At 67.7% G+C, this 24038-nt stretch carries 33 protein-coding genes and 1 tRNA gene; 2 read left to right on the forward strand and 32 right to left on the reverse strand.

All coding sequences use genetic code 11. The annotated features are described in order from the left end of the window. Positions 1–25: 25 nt before the first annotated feature. The 7 genes from ACO2Q0_RS02460 to ACO2Q0_RS02490 form a co-directional block, all read right to left on the reverse strand. Entirely contained in the window at positions 26–484 is a 459-nt protein-coding gene (locus ACO2Q0_RS02460) for a low molecular weight phosphatase family protein (RefSeq protein WP_423349886.1), read from the reverse strand. Positions 485–492: 8 nt separating this feature from the next. Beyond that, positions 493–972, reverse strand: coding sequence for a UPF0262 family protein (locus tag ACO2Q0_RS02465; RefSeq protein ID WP_423349887.1), 480 nt, complete (start codon positions 970–972; stop codon positions 493–495). 141 nt (positions 973–1113) lie between these two features. Beyond that, positions 1114–1689: an SH3 domain-containing protein gene (locus tag ACO2Q0_RS02470; protein WP_423349888.1), complete on the reverse strand. Its 576-nt coding sequence runs from the start codon at positions 1687–1689 to the stop codon at positions 1114–1116. A gap of 108 nt (positions 1690–1797) precedes the next feature. Further along, positions 1798–3081, reverse strand: a complete 1284-nt coding sequence (gene hisD / locus ACO2Q0_RS02475) for a histidinol dehydrogenase (protein ID WP_423349889.1) — start codon at positions 3079–3081, stop codon at positions 1798–1800. Between the two features lie 42 nt (positions 3082–3123). After that, on the reverse strand, positions 3124–3549 hold the full coding sequence (locus tag ACO2Q0_RS02480) for a DUF2948 family protein (RefSeq protein ID WP_423349890.1): 426 nt from the start codon (positions 3547–3549) through the stop codon (positions 3124–3126). A 2-nt stretch (positions 3550–3551) separates the two neighbouring features. Continuing rightward, on the reverse strand, positions 3552–4844 hold the full coding sequence (gene murA / locus ACO2Q0_RS02485; protein ID WP_423349891.1) for a UDP-N-acetylglucosamine 1-carboxyvinyltransferase: 1293 nt from the start codon (positions 4842–4844) through the stop codon (positions 3552–3554). 80 nt (positions 4845–4924) lie between these two features. Next, positions 4925–5071: a hypothetical protein gene (locus tag ACO2Q0_RS02490; protein WP_423349892.1), complete on the reverse strand. Its 147-nt coding sequence runs from the start codon at positions 5069–5071 to the stop codon at positions 4925–4927. A gap of 97 nt (positions 5072–5168) precedes the next feature. On the opposite strand from ACO2Q0_RS02490, the gene ACO2Q0_RS02495 reads away from it, so the two are divergent. Continuing rightward, positions 5169–5243, forward strand: a tRNA-Thr gene (locus tag ACO2Q0_RS02495). A 182-nt stretch (positions 5244–5425) separates the two neighbouring features. Then, positions 5426–5569, forward strand: coding sequence for a hypothetical protein (locus ACO2Q0_RS02500; RefSeq protein ID WP_423349893.1), 144 nt, complete (start codon positions 5426–5428; stop codon positions 5567–5569). 506 nt (positions 5570–6075) lie between these two features. Here the strand turns inward: ACO2Q0_RS02500 and ACO2Q0_RS02505 are convergent. From ACO2Q0_RS02505 to ACO2Q0_RS02625, 25 genes are all read right to left on the reverse strand, one after another. Further along, positions 6076–6489 (reverse strand): hypothetical protein, encoded by a 414-nt coding sequence (locus ACO2Q0_RS02505; RefSeq protein ID WP_423349894.1) that lies wholly within the window; start codon positions 6487–6489, stop codon positions 6076–6078. Beyond that, entirely contained in the window at positions 6486–7055 is a 570-nt protein-coding gene (locus ACO2Q0_RS02510) for a glycoside hydrolase family protein (RefSeq protein WP_423349895.1), read from the reverse strand. The genes ACO2Q0_RS02505 and ACO2Q0_RS02510 overlap by 4 nt, the downstream gene beginning before the upstream one ends. After that, positions 7052–7441, reverse strand: coding sequence for a hypothetical protein (locus ACO2Q0_RS02515; RefSeq protein ID WP_423349896.1), 390 nt, complete (start codon positions 7439–7441; stop codon positions 7052–7054). Before ACO2Q0_RS02515 ends, ACO2Q0_RS02510 begins: the two co-directional genes overlap by 4 nt. A 1-nt stretch (position 7442) precedes the next feature. Beyond that, entirely contained in the window at positions 7443–7736 is a 294-nt protein-coding gene (locus ACO2Q0_RS02520) for a hypothetical protein (RefSeq protein WP_423349897.1), read from the reverse strand. 517 nt (positions 7737–8253) lie between these two features. Beyond that, positions 8254–9057, reverse strand: coding sequence for a hypothetical protein (locus ACO2Q0_RS02525; RefSeq protein WP_423349898.1), 804 nt, complete (start codon positions 9055–9057; stop codon positions 8254–8256). Positions 9058–9061: 4 nt separating this feature from the next. Then, a complete protein-coding gene (locus tag ACO2Q0_RS02530; protein WP_423349899.1) occupies positions 9062–10582 on the reverse strand; it encodes a hypothetical protein in 1521 nt (506 codons plus the stop codon). Further along, complete coding sequence (locus ACO2Q0_RS02535) at positions 10583–10741, reverse strand: hypothetical protein (RefSeq protein WP_423349900.1); 159 nt, start codon at positions 10739–10741, stop codon at positions 10583–10585. It lies immediately after the preceding gene. 12 nt (positions 10742–10753) lie between these two features. Beyond that, positions 10754–11044: a hypothetical protein gene (locus ACO2Q0_RS02540; RefSeq protein WP_423349901.1), complete on the reverse strand. Its 291-nt coding sequence runs from the start codon at positions 11042–11044 to the stop codon at positions 10754–10756. A 2-nt stretch (positions 11045–11046) separates the two neighbouring features. Next, on the reverse strand, positions 11047–12327 hold the full coding sequence (locus tag ACO2Q0_RS02545; protein WP_423349902.1) for a hypothetical protein: 1281 nt from the start codon (positions 12325–12327) through the stop codon (positions 11047–11049). A gap of 2 nt (positions 12328–12329) precedes the next feature. Further along, positions 12330–13427, reverse strand: a complete 1098-nt coding sequence (locus tag ACO2Q0_RS02550) for a hypothetical protein (protein WP_423349903.1) — start codon at positions 13425–13427, stop codon at positions 12330–12332. Then, positions 13424–17377 carry a phage tail tape measure protein gene (locus ACO2Q0_RS02555; protein ID WP_423349904.1) on the reverse strand — a complete coding sequence of 1318 codons (3954 nt, stop codon included), beginning with the start codon at positions 17375–17377 and terminating at the stop codon, positions 13424–13426. Before ACO2Q0_RS02555 ends, ACO2Q0_RS02550 begins: the two co-directional genes overlap by 4 nt. A gap of 9 nt (positions 17378–17386) precedes the next feature. After that, the gene (locus ACO2Q0_RS02560) at positions 17387–17773 is read right to left on the reverse strand and encodes a phage tail assembly chaperone (protein ID WP_423350514.1); all 387 of its coding nucleotides are present in this window, start codon (positions 17771–17773) and stop codon (positions 17387–17389) included. Next, entirely contained in the window at positions 17770–18186 is a 417-nt protein-coding gene (locus ACO2Q0_RS02565) for a hypothetical protein (protein ID WP_423349905.1), read from the reverse strand. The genes ACO2Q0_RS02560 and ACO2Q0_RS02565 overlap by 4 nt, the downstream gene beginning before the upstream one ends. Positions 18187–18257: 71 nt before the next feature. Continuing rightward, entirely contained in the window at positions 18258–18737 is a 480-nt protein-coding gene (locus tag ACO2Q0_RS02570; RefSeq protein WP_423349906.1) for a phage tail tube protein, read from the reverse strand. Positions 18738–18851: 114 nt separating this feature from the next. Further along, entirely contained in the window at positions 18852–19262 is a 411-nt protein-coding gene (locus tag ACO2Q0_RS02575; RefSeq protein WP_423349907.1) for a phage tail terminator-like protein, read from the reverse strand. Then, positions 19259–19693: a hypothetical protein gene (locus ACO2Q0_RS02580; protein WP_423349908.1), complete on the reverse strand. Its 435-nt coding sequence runs from the start codon at positions 19691–19693 to the stop codon at positions 19259–19261. Before ACO2Q0_RS02580 ends, ACO2Q0_RS02575 begins: the two co-directional genes overlap by 4 nt. A 1-nt stretch (position 19694) precedes the next feature. Then, on the reverse strand, positions 19695–20696 hold the full coding sequence (locus ACO2Q0_RS02585; RefSeq protein ID WP_423349909.1) for a phage minor head protein: 1002 nt from the start codon (positions 20694–20696) through the stop codon (positions 19695–19697). Position 20697: 1 nt separating this feature from the next. After that, a complete protein-coding gene (locus ACO2Q0_RS02590; protein WP_423349910.1) occupies positions 20698–20913 on the reverse strand; it encodes a hypothetical protein in 216 nt (71 codons plus the stop codon). After that, positions 20910–21269 carry a hypothetical protein gene (locus ACO2Q0_RS02595; RefSeq protein WP_423349911.1) on the reverse strand — a complete coding sequence of 120 codons (360 nt, stop codon included), beginning with the start codon at positions 21267–21269 and terminating at the stop codon, positions 20910–20912. The genes ACO2Q0_RS02590 and ACO2Q0_RS02595 overlap by 4 nt, the downstream gene beginning before the upstream one ends. Beyond that, the gene (locus tag ACO2Q0_RS02600; protein ID WP_423349912.1) at positions 21266–21799 is read right to left on the reverse strand and encodes a DnaT-like ssDNA-binding protein; all 534 of its coding nucleotides are present in this window, start codon (positions 21797–21799) and stop codon (positions 21266–21268) included. The genes ACO2Q0_RS02595 and ACO2Q0_RS02600 overlap by 4 nt, the downstream gene beginning before the upstream one ends. A gap of 3 nt (positions 21800–21802) precedes the next feature. Further along, positions 21803–22231, reverse strand: coding sequence for a hypothetical protein (locus tag ACO2Q0_RS02605; protein WP_423349913.1), 429 nt, complete (start codon positions 22229–22231; stop codon positions 21803–21805). Then, entirely contained in the window at positions 22228–22437 is a 210-nt protein-coding gene (locus ACO2Q0_RS02610; protein WP_423349914.1) for a hypothetical protein, read from the reverse strand. The genes ACO2Q0_RS02605 and ACO2Q0_RS02610 overlap by 4 nt, the downstream gene beginning before the upstream one ends. Then, positions 22437–22877, reverse strand: coding sequence for a hypothetical protein (locus tag ACO2Q0_RS02615; RefSeq protein WP_423349915.1), 441 nt, complete (start codon positions 22875–22877; stop codon positions 22437–22439). Before ACO2Q0_RS02615 ends, ACO2Q0_RS02610 begins: the two co-directional genes overlap by 1 nt. After that, positions 22874–23437 carry a hypothetical protein gene (locus ACO2Q0_RS02620; protein ID WP_423349916.1) on the reverse strand — a complete coding sequence of 188 codons (564 nt, stop codon included), beginning with the start codon at positions 23435–23437 and terminating at the stop codon, positions 22874–22876. Before ACO2Q0_RS02620 ends, ACO2Q0_RS02615 begins: the two co-directional genes overlap by 4 nt. After that, positions 23434–23988, reverse strand: a complete 555-nt coding sequence (locus ACO2Q0_RS02625; protein WP_423349917.1) for a hypothetical protein — start codon at positions 23986–23988, stop codon at positions 23434–23436. Before ACO2Q0_RS02625 ends, ACO2Q0_RS02620 begins: the two co-directional genes overlap by 4 nt. Positions 23989–24038 lie beyond the last annotated feature (50 nt).

Raw genomic sequence — 24038 nt, forward strand, 5'->3', positions numbered from 1 at the left:
GCTCGGGAGGTCGATAACCGCAGGCTCAGCTTCCGAAGCGCTCGGCGATGCGGGCTGCGAGGGCGTCGCGCACTTGGCGGTAGGCGTCGAGCCTGGCCTCGCGGGAGCCTTCGCAGAGCGTCGGATCGGCAACCGGCCAGTACTCCATCCGAACAGCCCGACCGCGCGCCGTCTCGGCGGCCCGATGATGCGCCTCCGGCGTCAGCGAGATCACCAGATCATAGGAGTCGTCTTCCAGATCCTCGAAGGTCTTGGCCTCGTGGCCGGACACGTCGCAGCCAACTTCGGCCATCACCGCCACCGCCAGCGGGTCGATCTCCGTCTCGTCGTATCCGTCCGCGGGGCCGCGGAGCCCGCAACTGTCGACGAATACCCGGTCGCCCAGAAGGCGTTTGAGCAAGGCCTCAGCCATAGGCGAGCGCACGCGGTTCAGATTGCAGGCGAAGAGCACGGCGTCAGGCAGCCGGCGGGTCTCGTCGATCATGACGCCGCTCATCCCCGCCAGTGCAGCGCGCAGATGAGGGTGAAGAGGCGGCGGGCCGTGTCGAGATCGGTGTCGACCTTGCCGGCCAGACGCGTGCGCAGCAATTCGGAGGCTTCGTTGTGCAGGCCGCGTCGACCCATGTCCAAAGCCTCGATCTGCTGCGGCGTGGAATTGCGGATGGCCTGGTAGTAGCTTTCGCAGATCATGAAGTAGTCGCGGATGAGCCCGCGAAACGGGGAGAGCGAGAGGATGTGGCGCCTCTCGTAGGACGGGCCGCGCACGTCAAGCACGAGTCGGTTGTCGACCAGACCCATCCGCAGGTCGTAGGGACCGCCGTCGGCGCCCTCCGGCGCGAAATAGTTTTCCTCCAGCAGATCGAAGATGGCGATCTGCCGCTCCTGCTCCTGGTCGCGGGAGACCGCCGCGAGCGACTCCTCGTCGAGTTCCACGCTCTGCAGGCGGTGCTTGTTACGCGCGTCGTCAGCCATTGGGTCCGGACGGAGGATTGCCGCGAGCTTTATTGCAAACTGGGGGGCCGCGTCATCCCGCCACCTTCCGAACCCTGGGCACAGATAAAAGAAAACGCCCGGCGCGGGGCGCGCCGGGCGTCATTCTCTCAAGTTTCGGACCTAGTAGCCGTAGGCGTACCGCCGGCCCTCCGGCCGCACGAAGTCGTCGCGGACATATCCGACGCCGACGCCGCCCTGCCCGACCAGGATCCAGTCGCTTCCGCGCACGTGCGCCAGAGCCTCGAAGCGCTCACCGGCCCGCAGGCGGCCGACCCGCGACGAGTTCGTAGTCGGCGCCGCACGCAGATTGACGGAGTCGGTCACCACAAAGGTCCGGCCGATTCGGCTGTAGCTTGCCGGCGCCACATCCGAGGAGAGCCGATAGCCGTTCCGCATGTAGGTTCCGCCGTTCTGTGCGCGGTCCTTCTGCAACTCGCAGCCGATCGCCGAGCCCGCGGCCGCGCCGACACCCGCGCCGACGACGGTCTCAAGGCCGGGCTGGCGGCCGCCGACCTTGTTGCCGATCAGCCCGCCGGCCAGGGCGCCGATCACCGCGCCCACTTCCTGCTTGCCGCCGGGCGCCGTGCAGCCGGTGACGCCCGCGTTCGCCGACGAGGCGCCGCCCAGAGCCAGGGCCCCTGCCAGCATCACTGCGGCCGCGCCGCCGCCGATCGAGGTCTTCATCGAATTGCGCATGATGATCTCCGTCCTTCGCGTTGATCCGATGATGCGAAGGTACGAAGCGCTGCCTGAACCGGTTCGGAGCGGCTCAGACAGCTACTGTTCAGCTTCCCGAACGACTGTTCAGCTTCGGCCCAGACGGATGGCCGCGGACCGTGCGTGGGCCGGCAGGCCCTCCGCCTCGGCGAGCGCGATCGTCGCCGGCGCCAGCCGGGCGAAGGACGCCGCGTCGCACTTGATGATCGAGGTGCGCTTCAGGAAATCGTACAGTGACAGGCCCGAGGAGAAGCGGGCCGCACGGCTGGTGGGCAGGACATGGTTGGATCCCGCCACGTAATCACCCACGGCTTCGGGGGCGTGGCGACCCAGGAAGATGGCTCCGGCGTGGCGGACGCGATCGGCCAGGCGCTCCGGCGCGTCCAACGCGAACTCCACATGCTCCGGCGCAATCAGGTCCACCAACGCGGGCGCCTCGTCCAGCGGCGCGATCACTATGGCGCCGTGGTCCTGCCATGACGCGCGCGCGTCCGCGCCGGTGGACAGTGTGTCGAGTTGCTGTTCCACAGCGAGCGCCACGGCATCGGCGAAACCCGCGTCATCGGTGATGAGGATCGACTGGGCCGCCGGGTCGTGCTCGGCCTGCGACAGCAGATCGGCGGCGATCCAGGCGGGATCGTTCGCTGCGTCCGCGACGACCACGATCTCGGAAGGCCCGGCCAGCGCATCAATACCAACGACGCCATAGACCCGTCGCTTGGCAGCCGTGACGAAGGCGTTGCCCGGACCGACGATCTTGTCGACGGGGAGGATCGGACCGGCGCCATAGGCAAGCGCGGCCACGGCCTGGGCTCCGCCGACGCGCCAGATTTCGGTCACGCCCGCCGCCTGGGCCGCGGCAAGCACCGGGGGCTGGAGTCGGCCCGGCGGCGTCACCATAGCGATCCGTCCAACGCCGGCCGCAGCGGCGGGCACGGCGTTCATCAGCACGGTGGAGGGGTAGGCGGCGCGGCCGCCGGGGACGTAGATTCCGACCGCTTCGAGCGGGGTCCATCGCCAGCCGAGTTCGACCCCTGCCTCGTCGCTGAAGCGCTGATCTTCGGGCCGCTGACGTTCGTGGTACGCGCGGATGCGCTGCGCGGCGAATGCGATCGCGTCACGAACCTCGCTTGGACAGGCGGCCGCCCCCGCCGAAATCTCGTCCTCTGTCACGCGGATGGTGGCCTCGGTCAGTTCGATGCGATCGAACTCGCGCGCGAACCTGAGCAGCGCAGGCAACCCCTCTGCGCGTACCGCCGCCAGCACATCGCGCACAATCGCGTCCACGTCTTCCGGCGTGTCTCGGCGCTCGGCCACGAAACCGGCGAAGGCGGCCTGGAAATCAGGGTCTGTGTAGGCGAAGCGGCGCATGGCGCGCCTCTTTAGCCGCCCCCGCGGCTCGGCGCTATGCCGTCAGGCGTCGTGACCCGGGGTGCGGGGCGTCGGCCACGGGTCGGAGAGGTCCGCCAGGACCGCGTCTACGCATTCGACCTCGGCACGAAGGTCTCCGCCGCCGGCAAAGCTCAGCGTCACCGTGCCGCCCGGCGCATCCGCCGGTTCGAAGGTCAGGGCGAGGAGTTCGACCACCGCTTCAGGTCGCTCGCGTCGCACCTTCCGCGTCTGGACCTTCAGGACGCCGCCAAACTGCAGTGCGGATCGCACCCGCTGGCGGACGCCGGCCTCCCAGCGGAACCGGTTGAACGCCACCGTCAGGCGGCGAGCCTTCGGCTCGTAGTCGATATCGCCGACCTTCCCGACGGCGTCCTGAAGAGCGGCCGAGAGGATCGCCAGGTCGTCGGCGTCCTGCGCGAGGAGCCGGAGCGGCGCAGTGTCGGCCATCCCTATTCTTCCTCCGCCTCGCCGTCGCCTTTCAGCCGGCGGACCTGGGCGCCGCACGCGCCGAGCTTCTCTTCGAGGCGTTCGAAGCCGCGGTCGAGATGATAGACACGATTGACGACCGTTTCTCCTCGCGCCGCCAGACCCGCAATCACGAGACTGACCGAGGCGCGAAGGTCCGTCGCCATCACCTGCGCGCCGTCCAGCGCCGCCACGCCGCGGACCCTGGCCTCGCCACCGTGGACGGTGATGTCGGCGCCGAGCCGACGAAGTTCGGGCGCGTGCATGAAACGGTTCTCGAAGATCGTCTCACGGATAACGCTTTCGCCGTCCGCCAGGGTCATCAACGCCATGAATTGGGCCTGCAGATCCGTCGCGAAGCCCGGATAGGGATCGGTTTCCACCTCGACGGCGCGAAGACGACCGCCGTTGCGTTTGATCGTCATGCCGTCGTTGTGCGGCGTCACGTCCACACCGGCCTCGACCATCTTGTCGATCAGCGCCTGGATGAAATCGGTCCGCGTGCGCGTCAGGCGCACCTCGCCGCCGGCCATGGCGGCGGCGAGTGCGTACGTCCCCGTCTCGATGCGATCCGGCAACACGGCATGCGTCGCGCCCGAGAGCCGGCCGACGCCCTGGATGTGGATTTCAGACGTGCCCGCGCCAGAGACCCGCGCACCCATCTTGTTGAGGCAGTCCGCAAGATCTTCGATCTCGGGTTCGCAGGCGGCATTGCGAACCACCGTCTCGCCGTCCGCAAGGACGGCCGCCAGCAGAGTATGTTCGGTGGCGCCCACCGATACGAACGGGAAATCGATCTCGCCGCCCTTCAGCCCCCGAGGCGCCTGGGCATACACATAGCCCTCGTGCAGATCGATCCGCGCGCCGAGAGCCTCGAGCGCCTGCAGGTGCAGGTCCACCGGCCGCGCGCCGATCGTACATCCGCCGGGCAGCGAGACCTTCGCCTGCCCTGAGCGCGCGAGCAGCGGACCAAGCACGTTGAATGATGCGCGCATCTGACGAACGAGGTCGTAAGGCGCGAAACCGCTGACGATCTCGCGCGTCGTGAGCAGGGTTTCAGAGCCCTCCGGCCCATCGCGCTCGACGACATCGGCGCCCAGCCGCTGCAGCAGCTTGCCGAGGAACCGGGTATCGGCCAAGCGCGGCATGTTGGTGAGCCGTAGCGGCTCCTCGGTCAGCAGGCTGGCCGCCATCAGCTTGATGGCCGAGTTCTTGGCGCCGCTGATCGGGATTTCCCCTTCCAGCCGTGCGCCGCCGGTGATGGCGATGCGGTCCAATCCCGTTCCTTCGTAAGCGGGCGCCGAGCCGCGTCGCCCTGCGCCGATATCTAACGCGCGCGCCGAACGGCGCAATGGCCTCAGTCGGCCGGCCGATTCTTGGCCGACGGCTTTTCGCTAACCGCGCCGCCGGACTTTCGGCGCCTCAGGTTCGCCCGCAAAGCTGCAGCAAGCTTGGCTTCCTTCGATGTCGCGGGCGCTTTGCCGGTGCGGTCCTTGTGGTCCATGCCGGAGGGGTGCGGCGCGAAGTCTCTCCCGTCAAGCGGCCTTGCTTTCGATTGGGGCTTCACGAGCCGCGTCTCGCCCGCTATAGCGCCCGCCTTCGCCGCCGTAGCTCAGTGGTAGAGCGCATCCTTGGTAAGGCTGAGGTCGGCAGTTCAATCCTGCCCGGCGGCACCATCAATAAGCCTTGTCTTTCAAGGCACTTAGACGAGCCGGAGGCCCGAAAGGGTTCTCCGGCTTTTGTCGTTTCGTGCTGATACGTTCCGCGAACATCGACCTCTGGTTGGGAGATTCGTGGGAGGCGACGCGCTAGGCCGAGCGCCTTGACTTGCCATGTCCCCCGTGAACATTTCCAGAACATGAACGACAACCGCCCACCTCCCGGCGCGAAACCCACCCCCATGGTCCCGATCGTCGGGATCGTGGGTGAAGGCGGACGGGTGACGCTCCTACAGCCGATCCGCCGCCCGAAGCCGTCGCTGAGCCTGGTCCCCCGCGAATGACGTTTGAGGTCCCCGGCGCGCTCCTCAGGGACTACACGGTGGGCCATTTGGCTCGCTGCGGCTGGATCCTGCGCGCCCGGTGCGCCTGCGGGCACATCGCGGAGTGGGCGGCGGCGGACCTTCCAGGTCTGCCTCAATACGCCACCGTCGGTGAGCTGGCCGAGCGGCTGAGGTGCCGATCGTGCGGCGGCTCCGAGGGCATCGTAGACCACATGGACGACACGTCGGCGCGTCACGTTGGGCTGAGGGCCAAACGGGAGGCGGAAACGCAAAAGGCCCCCGGCGTGAACCGAGGGCCTTCGTTCGGGGAGGCGTGAGCCTTCAACCCTGGTGATGCTGCGTAGGCCCGCCGGCGTGGTCATCGCGTGGGCGCGGGACAGCTTATGTCCTTCATGCCCACAGAGACGGCCCACCGGCAGAGGCGGTCGACCTGGGCTTCAAGGTCCCTGCCCCACGTCAGCACGGCCGCGCTGTAGTCGTTGGCGGCCTTCTCCGACGTCAGGGCTTCATCGGGAACTCGCGGCTCCGGGGGCGCCAGCAGATCGGCACGGCTCGGGTAGCTTTGATGCACCTCCGGCTTGCTGTGCGCGCACGCGGCACAGGTAAGCGAGGCGAGCAGCACTAGGGCGAGTGTCGTCTTCCTGGTCATCGGCCTTCTCCAGTTCACGTTGCAGGGCGTCGAGGCGTCTCGCGTCGGCCAGCCTCTGTTCGGCGGCGACCTCCTTGGCCGCGGCGTCGATCGTCACGGCTTCGGTGATCGCGGCGGCCCTGCGCTCGGCCTGACGGGCTGCTTCCAGGCGCTCGCCGACATGCACGGCGACGAGCCATGCGACGTAGGCAGCCAGCAGGAGGGCGCAGAAGCCGAGCCCGGCCGACAGCAGCTTGTTGGAGCGGATCCACAGTAAGGCGGTGGCGATCATCGGCCAGTCCTCATCGTTTCGGCGAGGCGGACCGCCCGCCCCTTCACCTGCTTGGCCCACAGGCTCTTGAGCATCGCGTCGGCGGCGCGCTCGTACTCGCCGCGCTCGATCATCCCGAGCGTGTTCTTGAAGCCCAGCAGACCCTTCTTTCCGCCAGGCAAGCCGACGCCGAGGTTGAAGGCCATGTTCTGCAAGACCCGCAGACGGGCGGGGTCGAGGCGATCCACCCACGGCAAGTGGGCGGCGAGCTCGGCATTGTGCTTGATGATGTCAGCCAGCAGCGCGGCCTCGGCCTGGGCCTCTGTCCAGATCAGTCCCCGATGCACCTCCGGCCCTGTATGGCCGTAACCGATCGTCCAGGGCTCAGCGCCGCTCAGCGGGTCCGGATAGGCCTCCAGTCGCAGGCCTTCATCGCGCTTCAGGTCCGCGACCAGCTGCGGGTCGACGTTGTGGACGACGGGCCGATCTCGAAGCAGCTCGGCATCGATCCGCCTCAGGACGTCGTCCAGGGCGTCACGAGCGGCCTGGGCGCCCTCTCGGATCGCCTCCAGCGCCTCCCGGCTCATGCCGGGTCCTCCAGGCTGCGCTCAGGCTCACCGGCCTTCACTGTCGCGGCCGGCGTTTGGATCGCAACCGGGGGCGGCGCTGTCGTCAGCGTCTCCTTGCGCGTCGTCCGGACCGCGCTCACCAGCTGAGCGACGTCGGTGACGGACGCCCCGACGCCGTAGAGCAACACAGCGGCCCAGACGGTGTAGAAGCTGTAGCGGATGATCAGCTGGTAAGTCGGCAGGTGCGGCGGGACGTGCCGCAGCACGGCCCAGACGACGGCCGAGAGGATCACGAGCGAGGCGACGGTGCAGCCGTAGATGAGCCAGCGGCGCCAGAACCATTGCGGCTCAGGCAGGCGCGATGCCTCAGCGTGCTCGACCGTCTTTACGGTGGCTTGTTCCATGTCAGGTGCCCTGGTCGGTGAGCAGCGGCCGGAAGGCCTTGTTGGTGGCGAGGTTGGCCAGCTGCCGGTTCACGCCTTCGATGTGGCGGTTCATGCTCGCGAGCTGATCGTTCGCGTGCTTCATCTCGACTTCGAGGCGGATCACCTTCTCGGTCACGCCGGCCTCACCCGCGGCGCCCTTCTCCAGCACCTCTACCTTCTGGAAGAGCCGGCCCATGAAGAAGGCGAAGGCGGCCGTCTGCAGCAGCGTCGTCACAAAGAGGCCGGCAAGCGCCAGCCATGCCGCGTGAGGCATCGTTCCATCCTGAACTGAGGGGTAAAAGGGATGCCGACGACGCCGGGCGGGTACGGGAGCGATCTATGAAGGTGCGCGAACTGCTCGCAGCGCTCTCAGCGTTTGATCCTGAGTTCCTGGTGATGATCCCAGGACAGGCGGGGCACGTCGATGTGCCAAGTGCTGTTGGACTGGGCCGCGCCTGAAGGTGGACGGCTACAGCTCACCTAGCCTGACGAGCCGGGACAGTCGGTTGTGCGGATGGTTGGTCCGGATGGACCTGGAGAGGACTACTATCGGAACACAGCGCCGGAGGACGACTGAGGCGGTTGACGGCCTGCGCGTCCGGTGCGCCTGCTTAGATGCCGAGCGCAGTCCCTCCGGTTCGCGCGGCACGGCCGGCGCGAAGTCGCATCGCGTCGGCCATCTTGCTCCCGGACATGCCTTCGGCTTAGCTGCGACCGTCGAGCCTTTCGTCCCCGAAAGCCCAACTCGGCAGGCCGGCGCGGAGTTCGACCCCTTCGTGTCGGCTACTCCGCTACGCGATCAGGGCCGCGATCCGCGCATAGTGCGTGTCGTAGAGGTCCGCCGCGACATCGGCGATGGAGCGTTCGGAGAGCGTCAGGTCTTCCCCGTGGAACAGGAAGAAGTCGACGATCGCGTCGCCGCGGAGACGCGTATTCTGCCCCATGGCGCCGCCATAGACGCTCGTCATGGCGACGGAGCTCTTGAGGACGCCGTTGACGTAGAACTGCGCTTGGGTGCCGTTCCAGCCGAAGGTCAGGAAGTTCAGCACGCCGAGCGTTTCGAGCGAGGTCAGCGTGACGCTCTTCGTCGTCGGAACCGCATCCTGCAGGATCATACGGATCGTCTGCCCATCCGCGCCGAGGTCGACGTACCACTCAGCGTCCGTGGTGTTGCTGTTGAGCAGGCTGGCCACCGTCTGATAGGCGCCCGCGTCGTAGCCGCTCGCCGGCACCTTCAGCGCGATCGTCCGCGCGAAGTGGTTGCCGTCGATCCCGTGCCGGTAGGTCTTGCCGAGGTCGAGCCGGTCGGCCACGTCGCCATCCGACCTGACGCCCTTTTTGCCGGTCGGCACGGTCCAACCCGTGGCGGTCAGGGTGGCGTCCGGATAGTTGACCGTGGTGTCACCGCCCCGCGCCACGTTGCGGAAGGTGGCGCCGCTCGCAAGCGCGCCGTCCGCGTGAGGATTGGAGATGTCGCGCGTGAAGTCGAAGAAGAACTCCGTCCCGTCGTTAATGACCGGATCATAGGCCATCAGGGCCGGATCGAAGGCGGCCGCGGCCATGGCCGGCTGCAGGGCAATTCCGTTGTCGCTCATGTGATTACCAGCCCATCTCTAGGTTTTTGCGGAGCAGGGTGAGGAAGACCACGAAGTTCCCGTAGTCGTTCAGGTGCACATCGTCGGTGCGGAGCGACCGGGGAACGATGTCGCGGGAGATGTCCGTCAGGTCGCCAGCGCTCGGGGTGATCCCGCAGATCGCCAAGCCGTCGTCGATCAGGATGCGCCGGATTGGCACGTACCGGTCGCCGTACAGTTCGGCGAGGTCGGCTTCGTAGTCCGTGAAGTAGTGATAGTTGGCGCCCGTGCCGCTGTACTCGCTGGCGTAGTTGCCGTTCAGCGGCGGCAGGACCAGGTAGCGGTCATCGCCCTCCTGACGTGCGGCGACCATGGCGGCGATGTCCGCGAGCACCGTGGTGTAGGCGTTGTAGTTGTTCCGGCCGAGCCAGAGGGTGGTGATCTTGTTGCGCCAGGCCCCGTAGACATCCGGCACGAAGTCGAGGCCATCCGGGCAGGCGATGGGGTTCACCGTCGAGGCTTCGGGCGTGATCGTGTAGGTCTCGGAAGTCGACGGCGGCCCGCCGCTGGGCGTGCGGGTCACCGTGCCGCGGAAGGCGATGTCCGTCCCCGTCACGTAGAAGGTGCCGGTCGAACTGCGGACCGCGTTGTCGGCGGCCGTCGAGAGGAACATGGCGTTGGTGCTCGGGGCCGTCGCCGTCCCAGCCGGGGCTGCGCCCTCGATGCTGGTGACGCTGTTCGAGCCCGCCGCGACGGAGCCGCCGGACACAACCATGTGCGCGCCGAGAAAGCGCCGGCGGATCTGGATCGACGTCTGCCCGCCGATACCGCCGTTCGTGGCCGTGCGGCCCAGCGCCGTGCCCAGCAGCAAACCCCAGCGCAACGAAGCCGTGATGCTGTCGCCGACCAGATAAAGGTTGGGGTCCGCCACCTGACGGGCCATGGCGGCTATGGAAGCCGCGACATCCGGCGCCAGCATGTCGAGCGTGATGCTGCCCGCCGGGGCGGCGAACTTCTGCGGGGCCATTGTGCCGTCGCGCTTGAAGATCCGCGCGAGGCCACTGGGCAGTTGAACGCCCAGAGCCGTGTCGAACTGGGCCGGCAGCGCCGTATCGACGCGCGGACCGATGCGCAACGCCGTGGCGGTCACGCTCGCCATAGCCGCAGGCGTGACCGACTTGGCGGGTTCGGTGCCGGCCTCGACTTCCGTGGGGTTCGACCAGAACGCACCGCCCAGGGCTGCGCCGTCAATCGATCCTGCCGGAGCCTGGAACTTCTGCGGAGCCAGCGTGCCGTCCGGCTTCAGCAGGCGCACCAGGCCCGACGGCAGAAGCGCACCAAGGGCCATTCCGAACCGCCCCGGGATCGTTACGAGCTTCGTCGCAGCTTCCTGCGCTGCTGCCGCATTCGCCTCGACCTGCGGCGCCAGTTCCTCGACCTGCGCCGCCGCGATCTCGACGTTCGTCTCAGCCTCTAGGACAACATCCTGCGCCGCCAGCACGGCCGCGAACTCTGGAGCCTCCGAGAGAGGCCTGCGCGCTACCATCTATTCGCCCTCCGAGTAGTACAGCGCGCCGTCGTTGGGATCGCTGTAGTAGGTCTCTTCGTCCTCATCGCTGACCACCCACGCCGCCCCCTCAGGCGGCACGAACAGGTCCGCGCCCCGGGGCAGTGGCCCGGGGACAGTTCCGATGCGAAATGTCATGGATCTCTCCGATCAGCCGACGATGGCGGCGATCTCGGCCTCGGTGCAGCCGGCTTCGGTCAGGACGGCCAGCAGGCCTTCGTCGTCGAAGTAGACGTTCGGGCAGTCCGGGGCGAACCAGCGGCCGAAGCTGATGGGGTCGGCTTGCAGGACGGCGAACGCAGCGCCCAACTTGCCGATGGCGTTCACGCGCTCCTGGATCACCGACTTGGGGATCAGGCGGCGCTCCACCGGAGGAAGCTCGTCGTGCTCGACCAGCTCGGCTTCCCCGGTTTCGCAGTTCACGACGGTGCTCACGAACATGCTCAGGGCCTCGCGTAGAGAGTGAAGGTTCCGGCGTCGAAGGTGTCCGACGCGACGGAGATGCGGACGCGCTCAATCCCGCTGGCCACGCGCCAGGTCGCGCCCAGCGGCGTGAAGCTGCCGGGCAGGATCAGCGAGTTGTCCGAGGCGTGAACGCCAGCCCCGCCAAGGACCGAGCCCGCATCCTCCCGATAGTGCGGGATCAGCACCGAGCCATAGAAGGCGCCGGAAGCCCCAGACGGTGAGGGACTGATCGCCTGGGCGGTGGAGAAGCTGGAGCGCCCCACGGACAGCTTCACGTCCGAGATGCCGGAAGCGGTGCTCGCACCCTCGATCACCACCAGCAAATCGCTGTAGCCCTGCGGGATGCTCGTGAAGTCGATCGCGCTGGTCCCGCCGGGGGCCGCCTGCGATGCGATCTGGATCCAGCCCACAGGCGTGCGGATCACCTCAAGCTTGTCCCGATCCTCGTTGTACTGCGCCCTAACCTTCGTCCAGGCGCTCGGGCGCAGGTAGGGCGCGCTCTCCGGGCCGAAGTCCCAGATGGCATTCCAGGTGGGCGTGTAGGTCGCCGGGTTGACGTCCAGCGTGTAGATCAGCCCGTCCTTGAGGTTGGAGGGCTCGCCGATCTGGTGGTTGCCGGTCAGCGTCAGGCGGGCGTTCGCGCCTTCCGCGACATCCCAAGCTACCGTCGCCGCGCTGGTCAGCGTCTGCGCCGCCTGGGCCAGGGTTCGAGACCCCGGCGTCGAGTTGACAATCTTGGACTCGCCCGCCCGCTCCTCCTCCACGCTGGCGCCGACGCCCAGCAGAGAGGCCGAGATCACCGCCCATCGATTGTAAGGTCCACCGGAGCCGATGACGCCGCCTTCCGCGACCGTGACGGTCAACGTCTGGCCGGCGATGGCGTCGATTGAACCGATCATGCGGTTCTCGACGTCTCCCAGGTAGATCAACACCACCTGCTCATCGTCTTCGAGCGTTCGGCCGGTCTCCTGCAGGACAACCGTTTTCACGCCAGCAGCCAGCGTCAGGTTGGAATAGCTGGTGGCGACCTTCGTGGACGTGGCTAGGGCGCCTGCTTGCGCGGCGAGAGCAGCGTTGGCGCTTCCCAAGGCCTCTTGAGCGTTCTGGTTCGTGGCCGCGGCTACCTCGTTGATGGCCTCGATGCCGCCAGGGAACCACGCCAGCATGTTGTCGGCGCGAACGTCGAAGTTGCTCGGGTCATCGGTCGACGGGACCGGGGTCGGAACCGGATCGATTGTCGGAGGCGGTGTGATCGGCACGGTCAGGCGTCCTCAAGTTCGAGGTCGATGCGAACGTCGGGGTGCCCCGGCGTGATGGTGAAGCGGGTGAAGACGCCGATGATCGTGGTCGGCTCGAAATACTCGTCGGTCGCGTCTTCAAGGCCGGACCAGAAGCAAGGCACGCCATCCAGCTCGGCGGGCAGCGGACTCACCCTCGGCAGTCGGCTCTTGGGCAGGAACAGCAGCCATTTGTTCGCGGGCTTCGGAGGGCGACGGATCAGGATCGCGTTGCCGTCCAGGTCCCGTTCGAAGGTGACGAAGCTGCGGCGGTCGATGCCGGGCTCGGTCTCTAGTTCGCCCAGATAGACCGCGTCGTTGATCCAGATGCCGCCAACGGTGACGTCGCCATTGTCGCGCTCAAACGTCAGCTCGATCTCAGCTTCCGCATACTTCGGTATGTCGAAGACGCCGGCCACGCTGCGGTAGGTGAAATGGCCGAAGAAGTAGTCTGACCAGGACAGCGTGATCCGCGTGCTCAGCTTCTCGGTGCGCGTCCACTTCACCACCCCGCCGACGCGGACCGTGATCGTGAAGCGGTCGGCCAGCAGGCCGGAGAGTCCGACGGCGCTGATCCGCTTGCCGGGCGTGATGACATAGGTCATCGGGGATGGAGCTGTCGCTCCGGTGTTGCGGAGCACATCCAGCGCCCGCCAGCGGTTCGTCGCGCCCTCGACCTTCCACTTCGATGCGTCCGAAAGCGCCACGCCCGTCGATGCGGCAAGTGCCAGGTACTGAAGGTGCGTCGTCACGTCGATGACGCGGTCGCCCTCGGCGTAGGGCGTCCCCGCGTTGTAGACGCCGTAGGTCTGGCCAACGAACCGCCACCATAGCGGCGAGGAGGCCGGCGTGTGGCCGATGTTCCCCGGCTCAAGGCTCTCGTACACGTCAAGGGCGTTTCCTGCCGCTGCAACGCTGACCTGCGCCCCATCGGCGTAGGTCGTTCCGCTGCTGTAGGCGGCCGGGGCTTCCTCGGGCACCGTCGTTGACGTGAGCATGGCCTCGCTCACGACGAACAGCGCATCTTCCCCGGCGACGCCGGGCGAGATCGCCACCAGAGGCGGAATGACGCGAGCGCTCATGCGGCGACCGTCGTGAGGACGCCAGTGCCCTTTTCGACCCGCGCCAGCGTGTCGGCGCTGTCCTTGGTGTTCCGCTTGATCTGGCGAGCGTCCTCGCTACGCTCCTTGCGCAGGGCGGCCAGTTCGGCCCGCACGGCGCGCAGTTCGGCCACGACTTCGGAGTTGTCCCCGCCCAGCATCTTCGCCGTGTCGCGGGCGCTGTAGTAGCGAGCCGGACCCGTGGCCTCGATCTCGGGGCCTTCCTCGCCCACCATTCGCACGCCGCCGGGGTGCCAGCCGCCGGCCGCGTAGTAGCGCAGTCCGCCCGCGATCTCGTCCTTGCCGGTGCGGCGGTAGTGCTCCCGCGCTGCCTCTTCCAGCGATCCGCCGAGCTGGCGCATGATCCCGCCCGCCATCCAGTTCGCGGCGAGGTCGGGGTTGTTGGCGAGGTAGCGGGTCACGTCGATGTTGTCGTTCGCCGCGCCGCCAAGCTGCTGCTGCACGGCCAGGGCGCTCTGCAGGTTCGCGATCGCCTGGGCCACGGTCATCACGCCGACGTTGAGCTGGACGAGAAGCTCAACCTGGGTTGTGAGAGCGTCGAGCTGCTGTTGCGCCTTGTCCGCCTGATGCTGGGCCGCGATCTCCGAGGCCTCGGTCGCCCGACGAACGGCCTGGATGTCCCGGTTGAAGGCCAGTTCGGTCGGGGACGCGACCTTGCTGGCTTCCGCGAACGCCCTGCCCACGCGCTCAAGGTTCGCCAGCCGCTCGGGATCATCCGCCGCGAGGGCGTTGATCCGCTCGAACTCGCTCTTGGCCAGGCGGTACTGAGCCACGGGGTTCGTCGCCGCCATGCCCTGAAGCTCGCGGTTGAAGCTGCGCAGCCCGTCCGCGATCTGGCGATAGCGGTCCACGGCCTCGCGATGCACCGCAGCCTCGCGCTCGTAGGCCTGCACCAGGGCGTCCTGGGCGCTCGCCACCTGACCCGCCGCCCACTCCTGATCGCGGGCAAGGTCGAAGGTGACTTCGGTGACAGCGTCGGCGTAGCGCTTCAGAACCTCGTCCAGCCGCAGGCCTTCCAGGGTGGCGAGTTGATCGTTGATGGTCGCGAGCTGCTCGGCCGTCAGGTAGCCGTCCTTGGCCAACTGAGCGGCCGCCTTGCGCTGCTCCTCCATGTCCCGCCGCACGGCCTCCAGGTCGAAGGCTTTGGGGTCGGTGAGACGCAGGATTTCGTCCGCCAGGCTCTTGCTGATGCCCTGGGCGGCCTCCCACTTGGCCAGGATCTCCTGAACCGCGTCGAAGCCCTTGCCGGCCGCCAGCGCCGAGTCCACCAACCCCTTCTGCGCATCCGAGACGTAGGTCGCGCTCTCCAGCAGGGCGCGCATGGCCGTGTCGACCGCCGCGCCGCTGTCGCCCACCGCCGAGCGCAGTTCGCGCCCGCTCTGCAGATAGATCTGGGTCTGATCGCGAGTTCCGATGACCAGGCCCGTCACAGCGTCAGTCAGACCTATGCCCGCCGCCTTCAAAGCCTCCTGGATGCCGCGGATCGCTTCTCCGGCTGACCGGGCTGCGTTCTCGGTATCTTCGTCGCGCTTGTTCCCGCTGATCGCCCCGGTGATGAGGTCAAAGCCCGCGCCCTTGTTCGACGGCTTGCCGCCCACGTTCAGGAGCTTCGCGGCCGCGTAGAGCGCGCCGGCGGCGAGGCCGATGGGCCCCGCCACGGCGGCAATGCTGCTCGCTAGCCCGCCAAGGCCGATCGAGCCGAGAGCGGCCGCGCCCGCAGACGTGCCCGCGAAGGCGCCTATGCCAAGGCCGCCAGCGGCGATACCGAGACCGCCACCGATTGCGCGTCCACCCCGGCCGCCGATCGCATTAGCAGCGATCGAGCCCAACGACAGCAGGCCGGCGGGACCCTGCTGAAGCAGCGAACCTACCCCGCTGATGAGGCCCTGAATGTTCATCAGGAAGCCGCCGATGTCGCCGCTCTTGAGCGAGCGGAACATGTCGTCGATGGAGAACCGGACTTCGGAGAAGGCGTCGGCGAGGGCGCGGACGCGATCGTCCAGCGTCTCGATCCGCTTCGCGCCCTCGTTGAGCTTGGTGATGGTCTCCGTCAGCTCGGGGTTCCACGCCTTCTGCTTTTCGGTGACGGCCTCCAGCGAGCGCCAGATGCGGTCCATCTTCTCGCGGTACTCGTCACCGCTGATCGCGCCCTTGTCCAGGTTCGCGCGAAGCGTGACCATCTGCTCGTGCGCGATACGGAGCGCGCGCTCGCCGTCGGTTTCCAGCGCCTCGTTCACGCCCTTCAGCGCCTGAGCCAGCTTGTCCGTCTCGGCCTTGGCCTTGCGGGTCTTCTCGGCCTGCTGGTCCAGAGAGGTCGCGGCGCGTTGAGCAGCGGCGGAGGCTGCGGTGTTCACGCCGGTGGCGGCGCGCGTGGCGGCAGCGGCGGCGTCCGTCGCCGCCGTCAGATCCTCCGTCGCTTTCTGTCCGCGGAGCTGTTGCGACACGATCCGGCCGTAGGATTGAGCCGCCGCGTCCCAGTCCTTGCGGAAGGACTCGCCGATGCGGCCCACGGCGCTGAAATCCAGCCGGGCCAGGGCCGCGGCCGTCGCGACCGTCGCGCCGAGCAGTCGCAGCAGCTGGCCCACGACGTAGATCGTGCCGCCGACTGCGACCTCGACGACCTTGAAGGCCCCGCCCAGACCCACGCCGATGGCTTGCGCCAGTTCCGAGCGGGCGAGCTCCGCCATCATGCCGCGGGCTTCGACGATGGCCGGGGTGAGGCTTTCCGAGACCGCGATGCCAAGCTCCAGCGCCCCGATCTTCAGATCGCCGAAAAGCAGGTTGAGCTGGTAGCCGGAGCCGGCCGCGATCTTCTCGAACGCCTCATCCGTCGCGCCCGTCTTCTGCTCCATCTGACCGAGAATGGCCGTGAGATCGACGCCGGCCTGACCCATGAGGGCCATCACCGGGACGAGCGCCTCGACGCCCCCGAACAGCTTGGACAGCGCAGCGGTGTTGCCGCCGGTCTTGGCCTGAAGGTCGGCCAGGAAGCCGGCCAGGCCCTTGGTCTCGAGCGCCGCAGCGCTGAACTCCAGACCCAGGGCCTTCGCCAGCTTGCGCGCATCGTCCGCCGGATCAGCGACGGCCGCGAGGATCGCCCGCAGGCCTGTGACGGCCACGCTGGTGCTGATGCCACCCTTGGTCAGGGCCGCCGTCGCAGCGGTCAGTTCGTCGAAGCTGACGCCCATCTGGGCCGCCAGCGGGGCGACTTGGCCGAGAGACGCCGACAGTTCTGCGATGGTGGTCTTGCCGGCCCGCACCGCGGTGAACATCGCGTCCGACACGGCCGCGGCGCTCTCCACCTTGGAGCCGTAGGCGTTCAGCACGGACGTGAGACCATCCGCCGCCGTCCTGATGTCGGTGACGCCGCCGACGGCGAGCTTGTTGGCGGCCGTCAGGATCTCGGTGGCCTTCGCGGCGCTCGTCGCCCCCGCCGAGATGATCTGATAGAGCGCCTTCGTCTGCTCGACGGGCGTCGAGTTGAACGCCCGCGCCTGGTCAAGCGCCGCCTTCTCGAGGTGGCGCATGCTGAAAGTGGAGGTGTCGACCAGCGTCGAGACCTCATCCATTGCCGCCTTGAACGCCAGCGTATCGGCCGCGAGCTGCTGCAGGCTGAGAGAGGCCGCCACAGCCCCCGCCGCCCCCGCCGCGATACCGGCAGCAAGGCCGAGCATCGCCGTGCCTGCGCGGCCAGACACCCTCGTGAGGTGCGAAAGGGTCTTGTTCTGTTGGCTCAGCGCGAGGTCGGCTTGCCGAAGCTGACGCTCCAGGCGGGACTCGCTCGACGAAAGGTTGTCGGTCGCCCTCTCCGCCTTGTTGGCGTTCGCCGCGATCCGATCGAGGTCGTTCGCAGCCTCACGACCGCCCTCCACCATGGCGCGCATGATCAGGTCGGCGGGATCAGCTGACATGCGCGTCTCCTATGTGTCTCGGGACTTGGCCTCCTTCTCCACCCGCTTCTGGGTGGCGAGGCCTCGGAAGATCGCCTTGACGCTGTTCGTGTCGCTGACGGGTACGGGCTCGGACTTGTCCGAGGGGGGCGACTTCCGCGCTTCGCCGGCCAGGGCGTCCAGCACCGCATCATCGACCCGCATCAGCAGGTCGGACTCCCAGGCCGTGAAGGTCACCAGAGCCTTGCGCTCGTAGGCCTCGATCTCTGAGTAGGAGATCGGGTTCGCGCCCATGCCCGACTGGCGCCGGCGGGAAAGCCTCAGATACTGCCCCCAGAGCCAGTCAAGCTCGTCAGGGAATGGCGGGAGCGGGTCCGGCTTCTTCTTGCGCTGGACCGCTCCCGCGAACGCGATCAGCTCGTCGGCGACGACTTCAAAAAATTGGTCCGCTCCGAGATCGCTTGCGCCAGGCGCTCGGGGATGAACGAGAGCTTGGTGTTCATGTAGAGCTTCAGGGCCGCCTCGGAGGTGAACGCCGGCTTCTCGCCGCCCATGGTGATGTTCCACCGCTTCGAGAGCTTGGCGAGGTACGCCATGTTCTCCGAGGTGAGCGCCTCGGCGGTGATCTTCACCCGCGCGCCCTGCTGGATGCGCTTGTTGGTGGTCGCGTTCCGGTGGCGCACCGCCTCGTCGCTGTCCTCGCCGATCATGCCGATGGTCATCGGCGTGCCGTCGTCGTTGAACAGCGTGGCGCCGTCGGGGCCGACGAGCTCGACGTCGAAGATCTCGTCCGGGCAGTAGGTCTCGGTCAGGTTGGCCAGGTCAGCCATGGGTCAGCCTCTCAGTTGTGGGGAAAAGGTGGCCGGGCGCGACCCGGCCTTTGCGCTAGTCGTCAGGCGCCTTAGGCGACCGCGTCGCCGAGGTCTTCGAGGACCTCGGTGTCGATCGCGATGTTGAAGGTGCGCCGGGCGGGCGTGTTGGCGTCGCCCGGGTTGAACGGCGCGCTCATCACCTTGCCGGTGAAGTAGAACACGCTGTCGGTGTCGTTCGCGTCGGCGCCGTCCGCGGTCAGCACTTTGAACGCGTAGTTGTACGAGGTCGCGGCGAACCCCTTCATGGCCGCCTGGCTGCTGCTCAGCGGGTCGTGGGCGCAGACGACTTGCACGTCGCCAGCATCACGAGCGCCCTTCAGCTTGCGCACGCGGCCTTCGGAGAGAAGGTTGAACGTCACCGACTGCGAAGAGTCACCGAACTCGCCGATGGTCTCAACGCCGGTCAGCTCCACCCACGTCAGGGCGGCGTACTGCGAGACGGTGGCCGCCGTCGGACCCGCCGTGGTGCAGTAGTAGAACTTCGTGCCAGAGCCACTCGAATAGGCCATGGGCTTCTCCTTTCGTGTCGGAAGGTGTGCAGTTGCGCTTGCCCAAGGCGCGGCCAGGGACAGGAAAGGTCCGCCGGAGCGGGGCCTTGTCAGGTTGGGCGGGGGCCTGGAGCGCTATGCGACCCAGGGGATCGAAATGGCGACGATGGTCTTGTCGCCCTCGGTGAGCGGGGATGCGATCACCGGCTCACGGTTGATCTTCACGGCCGTGGAGCCGGACTTCAGCGTCAGGCCCTTGGGGAAGTGGTCCGCGACCGCTTGCGCAGCCGCGTTCATGGCGATGACGCCCTGGCCCTTCGGCCAGACAACGGAGACCACCAGCAGGCCCTGATCCAGCACGCCCTCGGAGAGGCCCTCCCACGCCGGAGCGTTCCGGAAGTAGCCCGCCTCCAGGTACTTGCCCTGCGGCGCGTCCGTGGCGGGATCGAAACTCACGTCGGGATAGGCGATCGGCAGCGGCGGGGAGCCCACCTCGAGCGAGGTCAGGCGCTCCAGCAGCGCGGCGGGGATTTCGGAAGCCTTCATTTCAGCATGGCCTCCGCCTTGCGGGTGTTCTCTGCAACAACGCTCTCCCAGCGTTGCGCGGCGAGAGCAGCCCACTGATAGCGCCTGTGGACGTGGCGGGCGTAAGCCGCAGTCCACGCCAGGGTCACCGTGTCTCCGATGTCCGCACCCGCGATCACGAGGCTGATCGGACCAGGGTCGTAGCTAGTCGCCTTGCCCGGATTGTCGCGCTTGGCGGGAGGCGTCCCGAGCGTCGCCGTGAACGAAGCCCTGAGGAAGCCCGTCTCGCCTATCGGCATGTGCCCTCCCCGGCCGCCGCCGGGATTGAACACCGACGGGCCGGGCGTTTGGGCGATCTCGGCAATGTCCTGCACCGACTGGCGGAATACCGCCGCCAGCATGTCTTTGCGGGCCTGCACCTTAGCGCTTACCGCAGCGGAGAACGTGCCCATCCTAGAGGAACTTCACCAGGTAGGACGCCACGCAGCGGCAGCCTATGCGCTCGGCCGCCGGGGCCGAGGGGTCGCCGGGATAAAGCAGCCGGGCGCCGCTGGGCGAGACGAACGTCTCCCGAAGCCCGACGGACTGGCCGTCCATGACCCGATGGGTATGTCTCACGCGCAGATCGGAGGCGTCTCTCCAGACCTTGCGGACCGCGCTCTCGGCGATCTTGCCTGCCTCGGCGGCCTGCAGATAGCTCTCGTGCTGGGCGGCCCGCAGAGCGGTGAGCGCCTCGGTTCGGCCGATCATGTCGCCGCGGAGCTTCAGGAGCCGGCCGCGGTAAGCCGCGATGGCCTTGCGGACCGTCTCGGCGGGGATGGCCTCGCCACTCTCGACCGCCTTACGCACAGCCCTGTCGAACACCTTCGAGCGACGGGCCCGCTCCAGGTAGGCGCGCAGCTGGGCGGGGTCGCCGCTTTCGAGCTCGGCCTGGGCGTTGCGGACGTACTGCTCCTGGACGCTGGTCAGCCCGAGGATGCCGTTCTCCCGCTTGCCGGTCTGGCGGTTGAGTCGGCCGACGATGTTCAGCGCCGTGGTGCGGGGGTTCTCGCCGCGCTCCATGCCGGCGGTGAGCGCCTGGCGCACCGCGACGCGCTGGTCCGAGATGATCTCCCGCACGAGGGTCGAGGAGTGGTCGGTCAGCCATCGCTCGGCGCGGGGGTTACGGACGTCGAAGCGGATCGTGGCGAGCCGGATGGCCGATGCGCTCAGGTTGCCGCTCTCGACGTAGCCGCTGCGGATCGCCTCCAGCACTGGGGAATAGCTGGCCTGCTCGATGTTCAGCGCGGCGATGGCCGCTTCCAGGTTGCCCGCCTCGATGGCGGTGATGAGTTGCTGGAGGTCGGCCGCGGTCGCCATGTCCTGCACGGCCGCCACGAAGGCATCAGCGATTTCCCGGCCATAGCGGGTCAGCAGCTCCTCGTAGAGCCGCTCCAACGTCGGTTGTCGGGGCAATTCAGCCTCCGAGGAGGGCCTTGGCGTGGTGAGCGGCCTCGGCGTGAAGGTCGAGGTTGCTGTCCAGGAGCGAGTGGGCCTCGTCGCGGAGCCGCTGGGCTTCCTTGTCGTCGCCGCGGAGGATCGCCGCCTCGTAGGTGTGCTTCAGGCCGTGGAGCTGCGCCCACGCGGCCGTTGCGAGCACCAGGGCCTTCCGAGCTTCGGCGCGATCCGTCATCGCCTGCACTGTAGCCAGATGAACACCGTTGCGCCACCCGGCGCGAAAGGGTCCGTGCGGATGATGGCGTGATCGACGCCGCCGATCTTCAGCTTATCGAGGGTGGTCGGATCGAACGCGAGATCGCCCTTCGCCAAGAGCACCTTCTTGTCGGTCGCCAGCACTCGCGTTCCGTCCACCTCGCGGTTCTCGTACTCCAGCACCGCGAAAGTGCAGTCGTGCTCGGGGAAGGTGATGGTCGGGTTATAGTCCGAGCCAGTCTTCGTGTACTTGAGAACCTTCCCCTCTTGGCCGAACTCCGCGATCAGCTCGTCCGCGTCGGCGCGATCCTCGAGATAGTCGTGGGCCTCGCTCATCCCCGGACCACCCGCCCCGAGAGCCCGTTCGAACCCGTCGCCAGCAGGCCAGACACGATGTCCCGGACCTGCGTCAGCACCGGCCGAACTGCGTCGGCGCTCATCGGGGCGGCGAAATACTCCTTGCGAAGTGGGCCGATGCCCTTGGACTTGACCCGGTTCGTCAGCGTCACGTTCGGCGTCAGACCGCCCGGGTTGGCCCGCTCGTAGGCCGCCGCGACGCAGCAGGCCTGCACGATCTCCACCGGAAGCTCATCGGAGGGCACTTCCTCGCCCTCGCCGTCCTCGACATCCGTGCGGGGGAAGGCCAGCGCCTGATCCCGCCCGTTGGTCCGCGATCCCTTCCAGGTGAAGGCGCTGGACAGCCACGCCGTCGCCCGGCGGATCGCGGCTTCGTCGGCGTCGGGGTCCGACGTGCGCTCCGTCCAGCCGGTCAGGCCGCGGGCCTCGCAGAACGTCGTGCAGTCCGCCACGCTCACGAAGGCGTCGGCGTTCGGCAGACCATCGCCCGTTTCAACCACCAAAGCCATGCGTCAGCCCTCCCGCTTAAGGACAGTGATCTCGCCGCCAGTCTTGCGGTCCCAGACCATGGCCGCTTTGACAGCCTGCACCGGGTCGGCGCCCATCTGCATCGCTCCGAGGGCGTAGTTCGCACCCGAGCCATCCGCATAGAATGGCAGGCCAGATCGGCGCTCAACACCTTCGCAGTGGAAGACGATCAGGTCGTCGTTCGGCGCCACGATGAAGCCGCCGGTCTTGTCGTCGCACCGTTCAGGGGGCGGGCCATAGCAGCCGCGCGAGACCCAGCTTCGGAAGGCCCAGCACCACGCTGTTGTCCCGCTGGCGCCGTAGAGTACACGGCCCGCCTTCCCGATCTTAGGCGTGTAGCCCAGCACCTCGCCGCTGGCGTTGATGAGCGTGTCCGCCGCCAGCACCCCATCGCGATAGGCGATGGTGGTCACCGCCTCCGACGCTCCGCCTCTTCGCTCGAGCACTCGTCGAGCATTTCGACAATCGCGAGCACGTCTTCCTTGCCGATGTCCGCGACCACATAGCGGAGGATGTCCGCGTGGGTGTGCGCCTCGGCGATCACGAGCGCCCCGTCCTCGTCGGCGGTGAACGTCTCGCCCTCAGAAAGGCGCAGCAGCGGGGTCTTGATCTCTGCCACTACTCGCCCGCCTCAGGCTCCGGGTTCACGTCGGCCGCACGGCGCTCCAGCTCAGCCTCGATGACGCTGATCGCCTGCTCCTTGTTCAGGATCGGCTCGGCGCTCAGCTGGGCGGCGATGGCCCGCTGGGTGATGTCCCGGTCGGGCTTCGGCCGGTTGTAGTTCAGCTCCCGCCAGTCGTCGGGGATCACCACGGCGCTGCGATCATCGGCGACGGGCGTCAGTTCGGCCGGCGCAGCGACAGGCTCGCGCACCTCGGGGGCGTCCACGCGCTCGGCGGGAATGCCAGCCGCGGCGTAGGCGGCCAGGATCTGCGGGAAGTCACCGACGATCAGCGCCTTGGTCGCGCCGTCCTGCACGCCCGCGAAGAAGCGGGGGTTCAGGCGAAGACGGCCTTCGGCGAGAGGGTGTCGGGTCTGGCTATAGACGATCTCGGTCAAGCCTCGCCTCCTTCGATCCATTGACGTGTGGGGGCGCCAAGCTCGGCGCGGGTCCAGCCGCTCATAGAGCGGGCGCGGTGGCGAATATGGCTCCACGACTGCTCCCAGCCCTTCCGGTGCGGGTTTGCGGCGGTCCAGGCCTTCTCGTCGAAGAAGTGCGCCTGGTCTTCGCTCATGGGCACGCCGCAGAGGACGGCGCGATCACACCCCAAGTCGATGAGGGCGAACTTCAGGGCGAAGTGACCGGATGAGCCGCTGCCCTTCTGGCCGGGGAACTGGTGGCTGGCGAAGCCCGTGATGCAGTCTGGCAGTCGCGGATTGGCGCGGGCGTTCTCGTGTCCGATTACCCGAACCGGGTCAGGGTAGCCGCGGCGCCGGCGCTGTGTGATCCAGGTCCCGAACTTCTCTGGGTGGAGGCTCACGGCCGCGTCCAGCCTGCCGGGCCACGCCGCGACGACATCATTGCAGGCCACGACCGCCGAAAACTCCCCCAGGTCCAGCGCAGCCTCGACATCGCTCCAGACACAGGCGGCGCCCCCCAGGACCAGCGCGACCGTCAAATCCAGTGCTCGAGGATCGGATGGCCGGCAGGCAACTGATGCGCCTTCCGCTCGCCGTGAAAGTACACCACCCGGGCCTTGCCGAGACCGTTCGCCTCGACGCTGCCTTTGTAGGAGACCACCTCGCCAGGGAACTCATCGTCCAGGAAGCGGTGCGGGTACGAGCGAACGTGATCCATGTCGTTCTCGCCGCGGTGCTCGGTGGCGATCCGCTCCCAGCCAGCCGGAACCAGGGCAACCCCGTTGCAGGCCCGGCTGGGCTTGTAGGGATCTCGCGGCAGGGCGATGCGGTCAGCGGTGAGGCAGTAGTCGGCCAGGTGGTCGATATTGCCGGTGATGACCGTATCGAGCCCCACCAGGATCATCGGCTCGCCAAGGCAGTAAGGCTTGATGCAGTCCGCGTAGGTCGGCTCCGGCGGCAGGTACAGGGCCTGCTCGATGGGCTCGGCGAAGCGGTGTTCGGTGTTGACGAAGCAGACGAACCGGAAGGGCCGGGTCAGGTTGCGGGCGAAGCCTCGGTAGAGCTTCTCGACCCACTCCGTAGTGTACATCGAAGAGAAGGACTTGCTGTGCCGGTTGCCCTTCCAGAAGAGGGTGGCGA

The sequence above is a fragment of the Phenylobacterium sp. VNQ135 genome, assembly GCF_049445735.1.
GTDB lineage: Bacteria > Pseudomonadota > Alphaproteobacteria > Caulobacterales > Caulobacteraceae > Phenylobacterium.

Excerpts from the sequence above, each read along its gene's own strand:
- ACO2Q0_RS02460 (WP_423349886.1), bottom strand. The coding sequence starts at position 484 with ATGATCGACGAGACCCGCCGGCTGCCTGACGCCGTGCTCTTCGCCTGC.
- ACO2Q0_RS02465 (WP_423349887.1), bottom strand. The coding sequence starts at position 972 with ATGGCTGACGACGCGCGTAACAAGCACCGCCTGCAGAGCGTGGAACTC.
- ACO2Q0_RS02470 (WP_423349888.1), bottom strand. The coding sequence starts at position 1,689 with ATGCGCAATTCGATGAAGACCTCGATCGGCGGCGGCGCGGCCGCAGTG.
- hisD (WP_423349889.1), bottom strand. The coding sequence starts at position 3,081 with ATGCGCCGCTTCGCCTACACAGACCCTGATTTCCAGGCCGCCTTCGCC.
- ACO2Q0_RS02480 (WP_423349890.1), bottom strand. The coding sequence starts at position 3,549 with ATGGCCGACACTGCGCCGCTCCGGCTCCTCGCGCAGGACGCCGACGAC.
- ACO2Q0_RS02490 (WP_423349892.1), bottom strand. The coding sequence starts at position 5,071 with ATGGACCACAAGGACCGCACCGGCAAAGCGCCCGCGACATCGAAGGAA.
- ACO2Q0_RS02500 (WP_423349893.1), top strand. The coding sequence starts at position 5,426 with ATGAACGACAACCGCCCACCTCCCGGCGCGAAACCCACCCCCATGGTC.
- ACO2Q0_RS02505 (WP_423349894.1), bottom strand. The coding sequence starts at position 6,489 with ATGATCGCCACCGCCTTACTGTGGATCCGCTCCAACAAGCTGCTGTCG.
- ACO2Q0_RS02510 (WP_423349895.1), bottom strand. The coding sequence starts at position 7,055 with ATGAGCCGGGAGGCGCTGGAGGCGATCCGAGAGGGCGCCCAGGCCGCT.
- ACO2Q0_RS02515 (WP_423349896.1), bottom strand. The coding sequence starts at position 7,441 with ATGGAACAAGCCACCGTAAAGACGGTCGAGCACGCTGAGGCATCGCGC.
- ACO2Q0_RS02520 (WP_423349897.1), bottom strand. The coding sequence starts at position 7,736 with ATGCCTCACGCGGCATGGCTGGCGCTTGCCGGCCTCTTTGTGACGACG.
- ACO2Q0_RS02525 (WP_423349898.1), bottom strand. The coding sequence starts at position 9,057 with ATGAGCGACAACGGAATTGCCCTGCAGCCGGCCATGGCCGCGGCCGCC.
- ACO2Q0_RS02530 (WP_423349899.1), bottom strand. The coding sequence starts at position 10,582 with ATGGTAGCGCGCAGGCCTCTCTCGGAGGCTCCAGAGTTCGCGGCCGTG.
- ACO2Q0_RS02535 (WP_423349900.1), bottom strand. The coding sequence starts at position 10,741 with ATGACATTTCGCATCGGAACTGTCCCCGGGCCACTGCCCCGGGGCGCG.
- ACO2Q0_RS02540 (WP_423349901.1), bottom strand. The coding sequence starts at position 11,044 with ATGTTCGTGAGCACCGTCGTGAACTGCGAAACCGGGGAAGCCGAGCTG.
- ACO2Q0_RS02550 (WP_423349903.1), bottom strand. The coding sequence starts at position 13,427 with ATGAGCGCTCGCGTCATTCCGCCTCTGGTGGCGATCTCGCCCGGCGTC.
- ACO2Q0_RS02555 (WP_423349904.1), bottom strand. The coding sequence starts at position 17,377 with ATGTCAGCTGATCCCGCCGACCTGATCATGCGCGCCATGGTGGAGGGC.
- ACO2Q0_RS02565 (WP_423349905.1), bottom strand. The coding sequence starts at position 18,186 with ATGGCTGACCTGGCCAACCTGACCGAGACCTACTGCCCGGACGAGATC.
- ACO2Q0_RS02570 (WP_423349906.1), bottom strand. The coding sequence starts at position 18,737 with ATGGCCTATTCGAGTGGCTCTGGCACGAAGTTCTACTACTGCACCACG.
- ACO2Q0_RS02575 (WP_423349907.1), bottom strand. The coding sequence starts at position 19,262 with ATGAAGGCTTCCGAAATCCCCGCCGCGCTGCTGGAGCGCCTGACCTCG.
- ACO2Q0_RS02580 (WP_423349908.1), bottom strand. The coding sequence starts at position 19,693 with ATGGGCACGTTCTCCGCTGCGGTAAGCGCTAAGGTGCAGGCCCGCAAA.
- ACO2Q0_RS02590 (WP_423349910.1), bottom strand. The coding sequence starts at position 20,913 with ATGACGGATCGCGCCGAAGCTCGGAAGGCCCTGGTGCTCGCAACGGCC.
- ACO2Q0_RS02595 (WP_423349911.1), bottom strand. The coding sequence starts at position 21,269 with ATGAGCGAGGCCCACGACTATCTCGAGGATCGCGCCGACGCGGACGAG.
- ACO2Q0_RS02600 (WP_423349912.1), bottom strand. The coding sequence starts at position 21,799 with ATGGCTTTGGTGGTTGAAACGGGCGATGGTCTGCCGAACGCCGACGCC.
- ACO2Q0_RS02625 (WP_423349917.1), bottom strand. The coding sequence starts at position 23,988 with ATGTACACTACGGAGTGGGTCGAGAAGCTCTACCGAGGCTTCGCCCGC.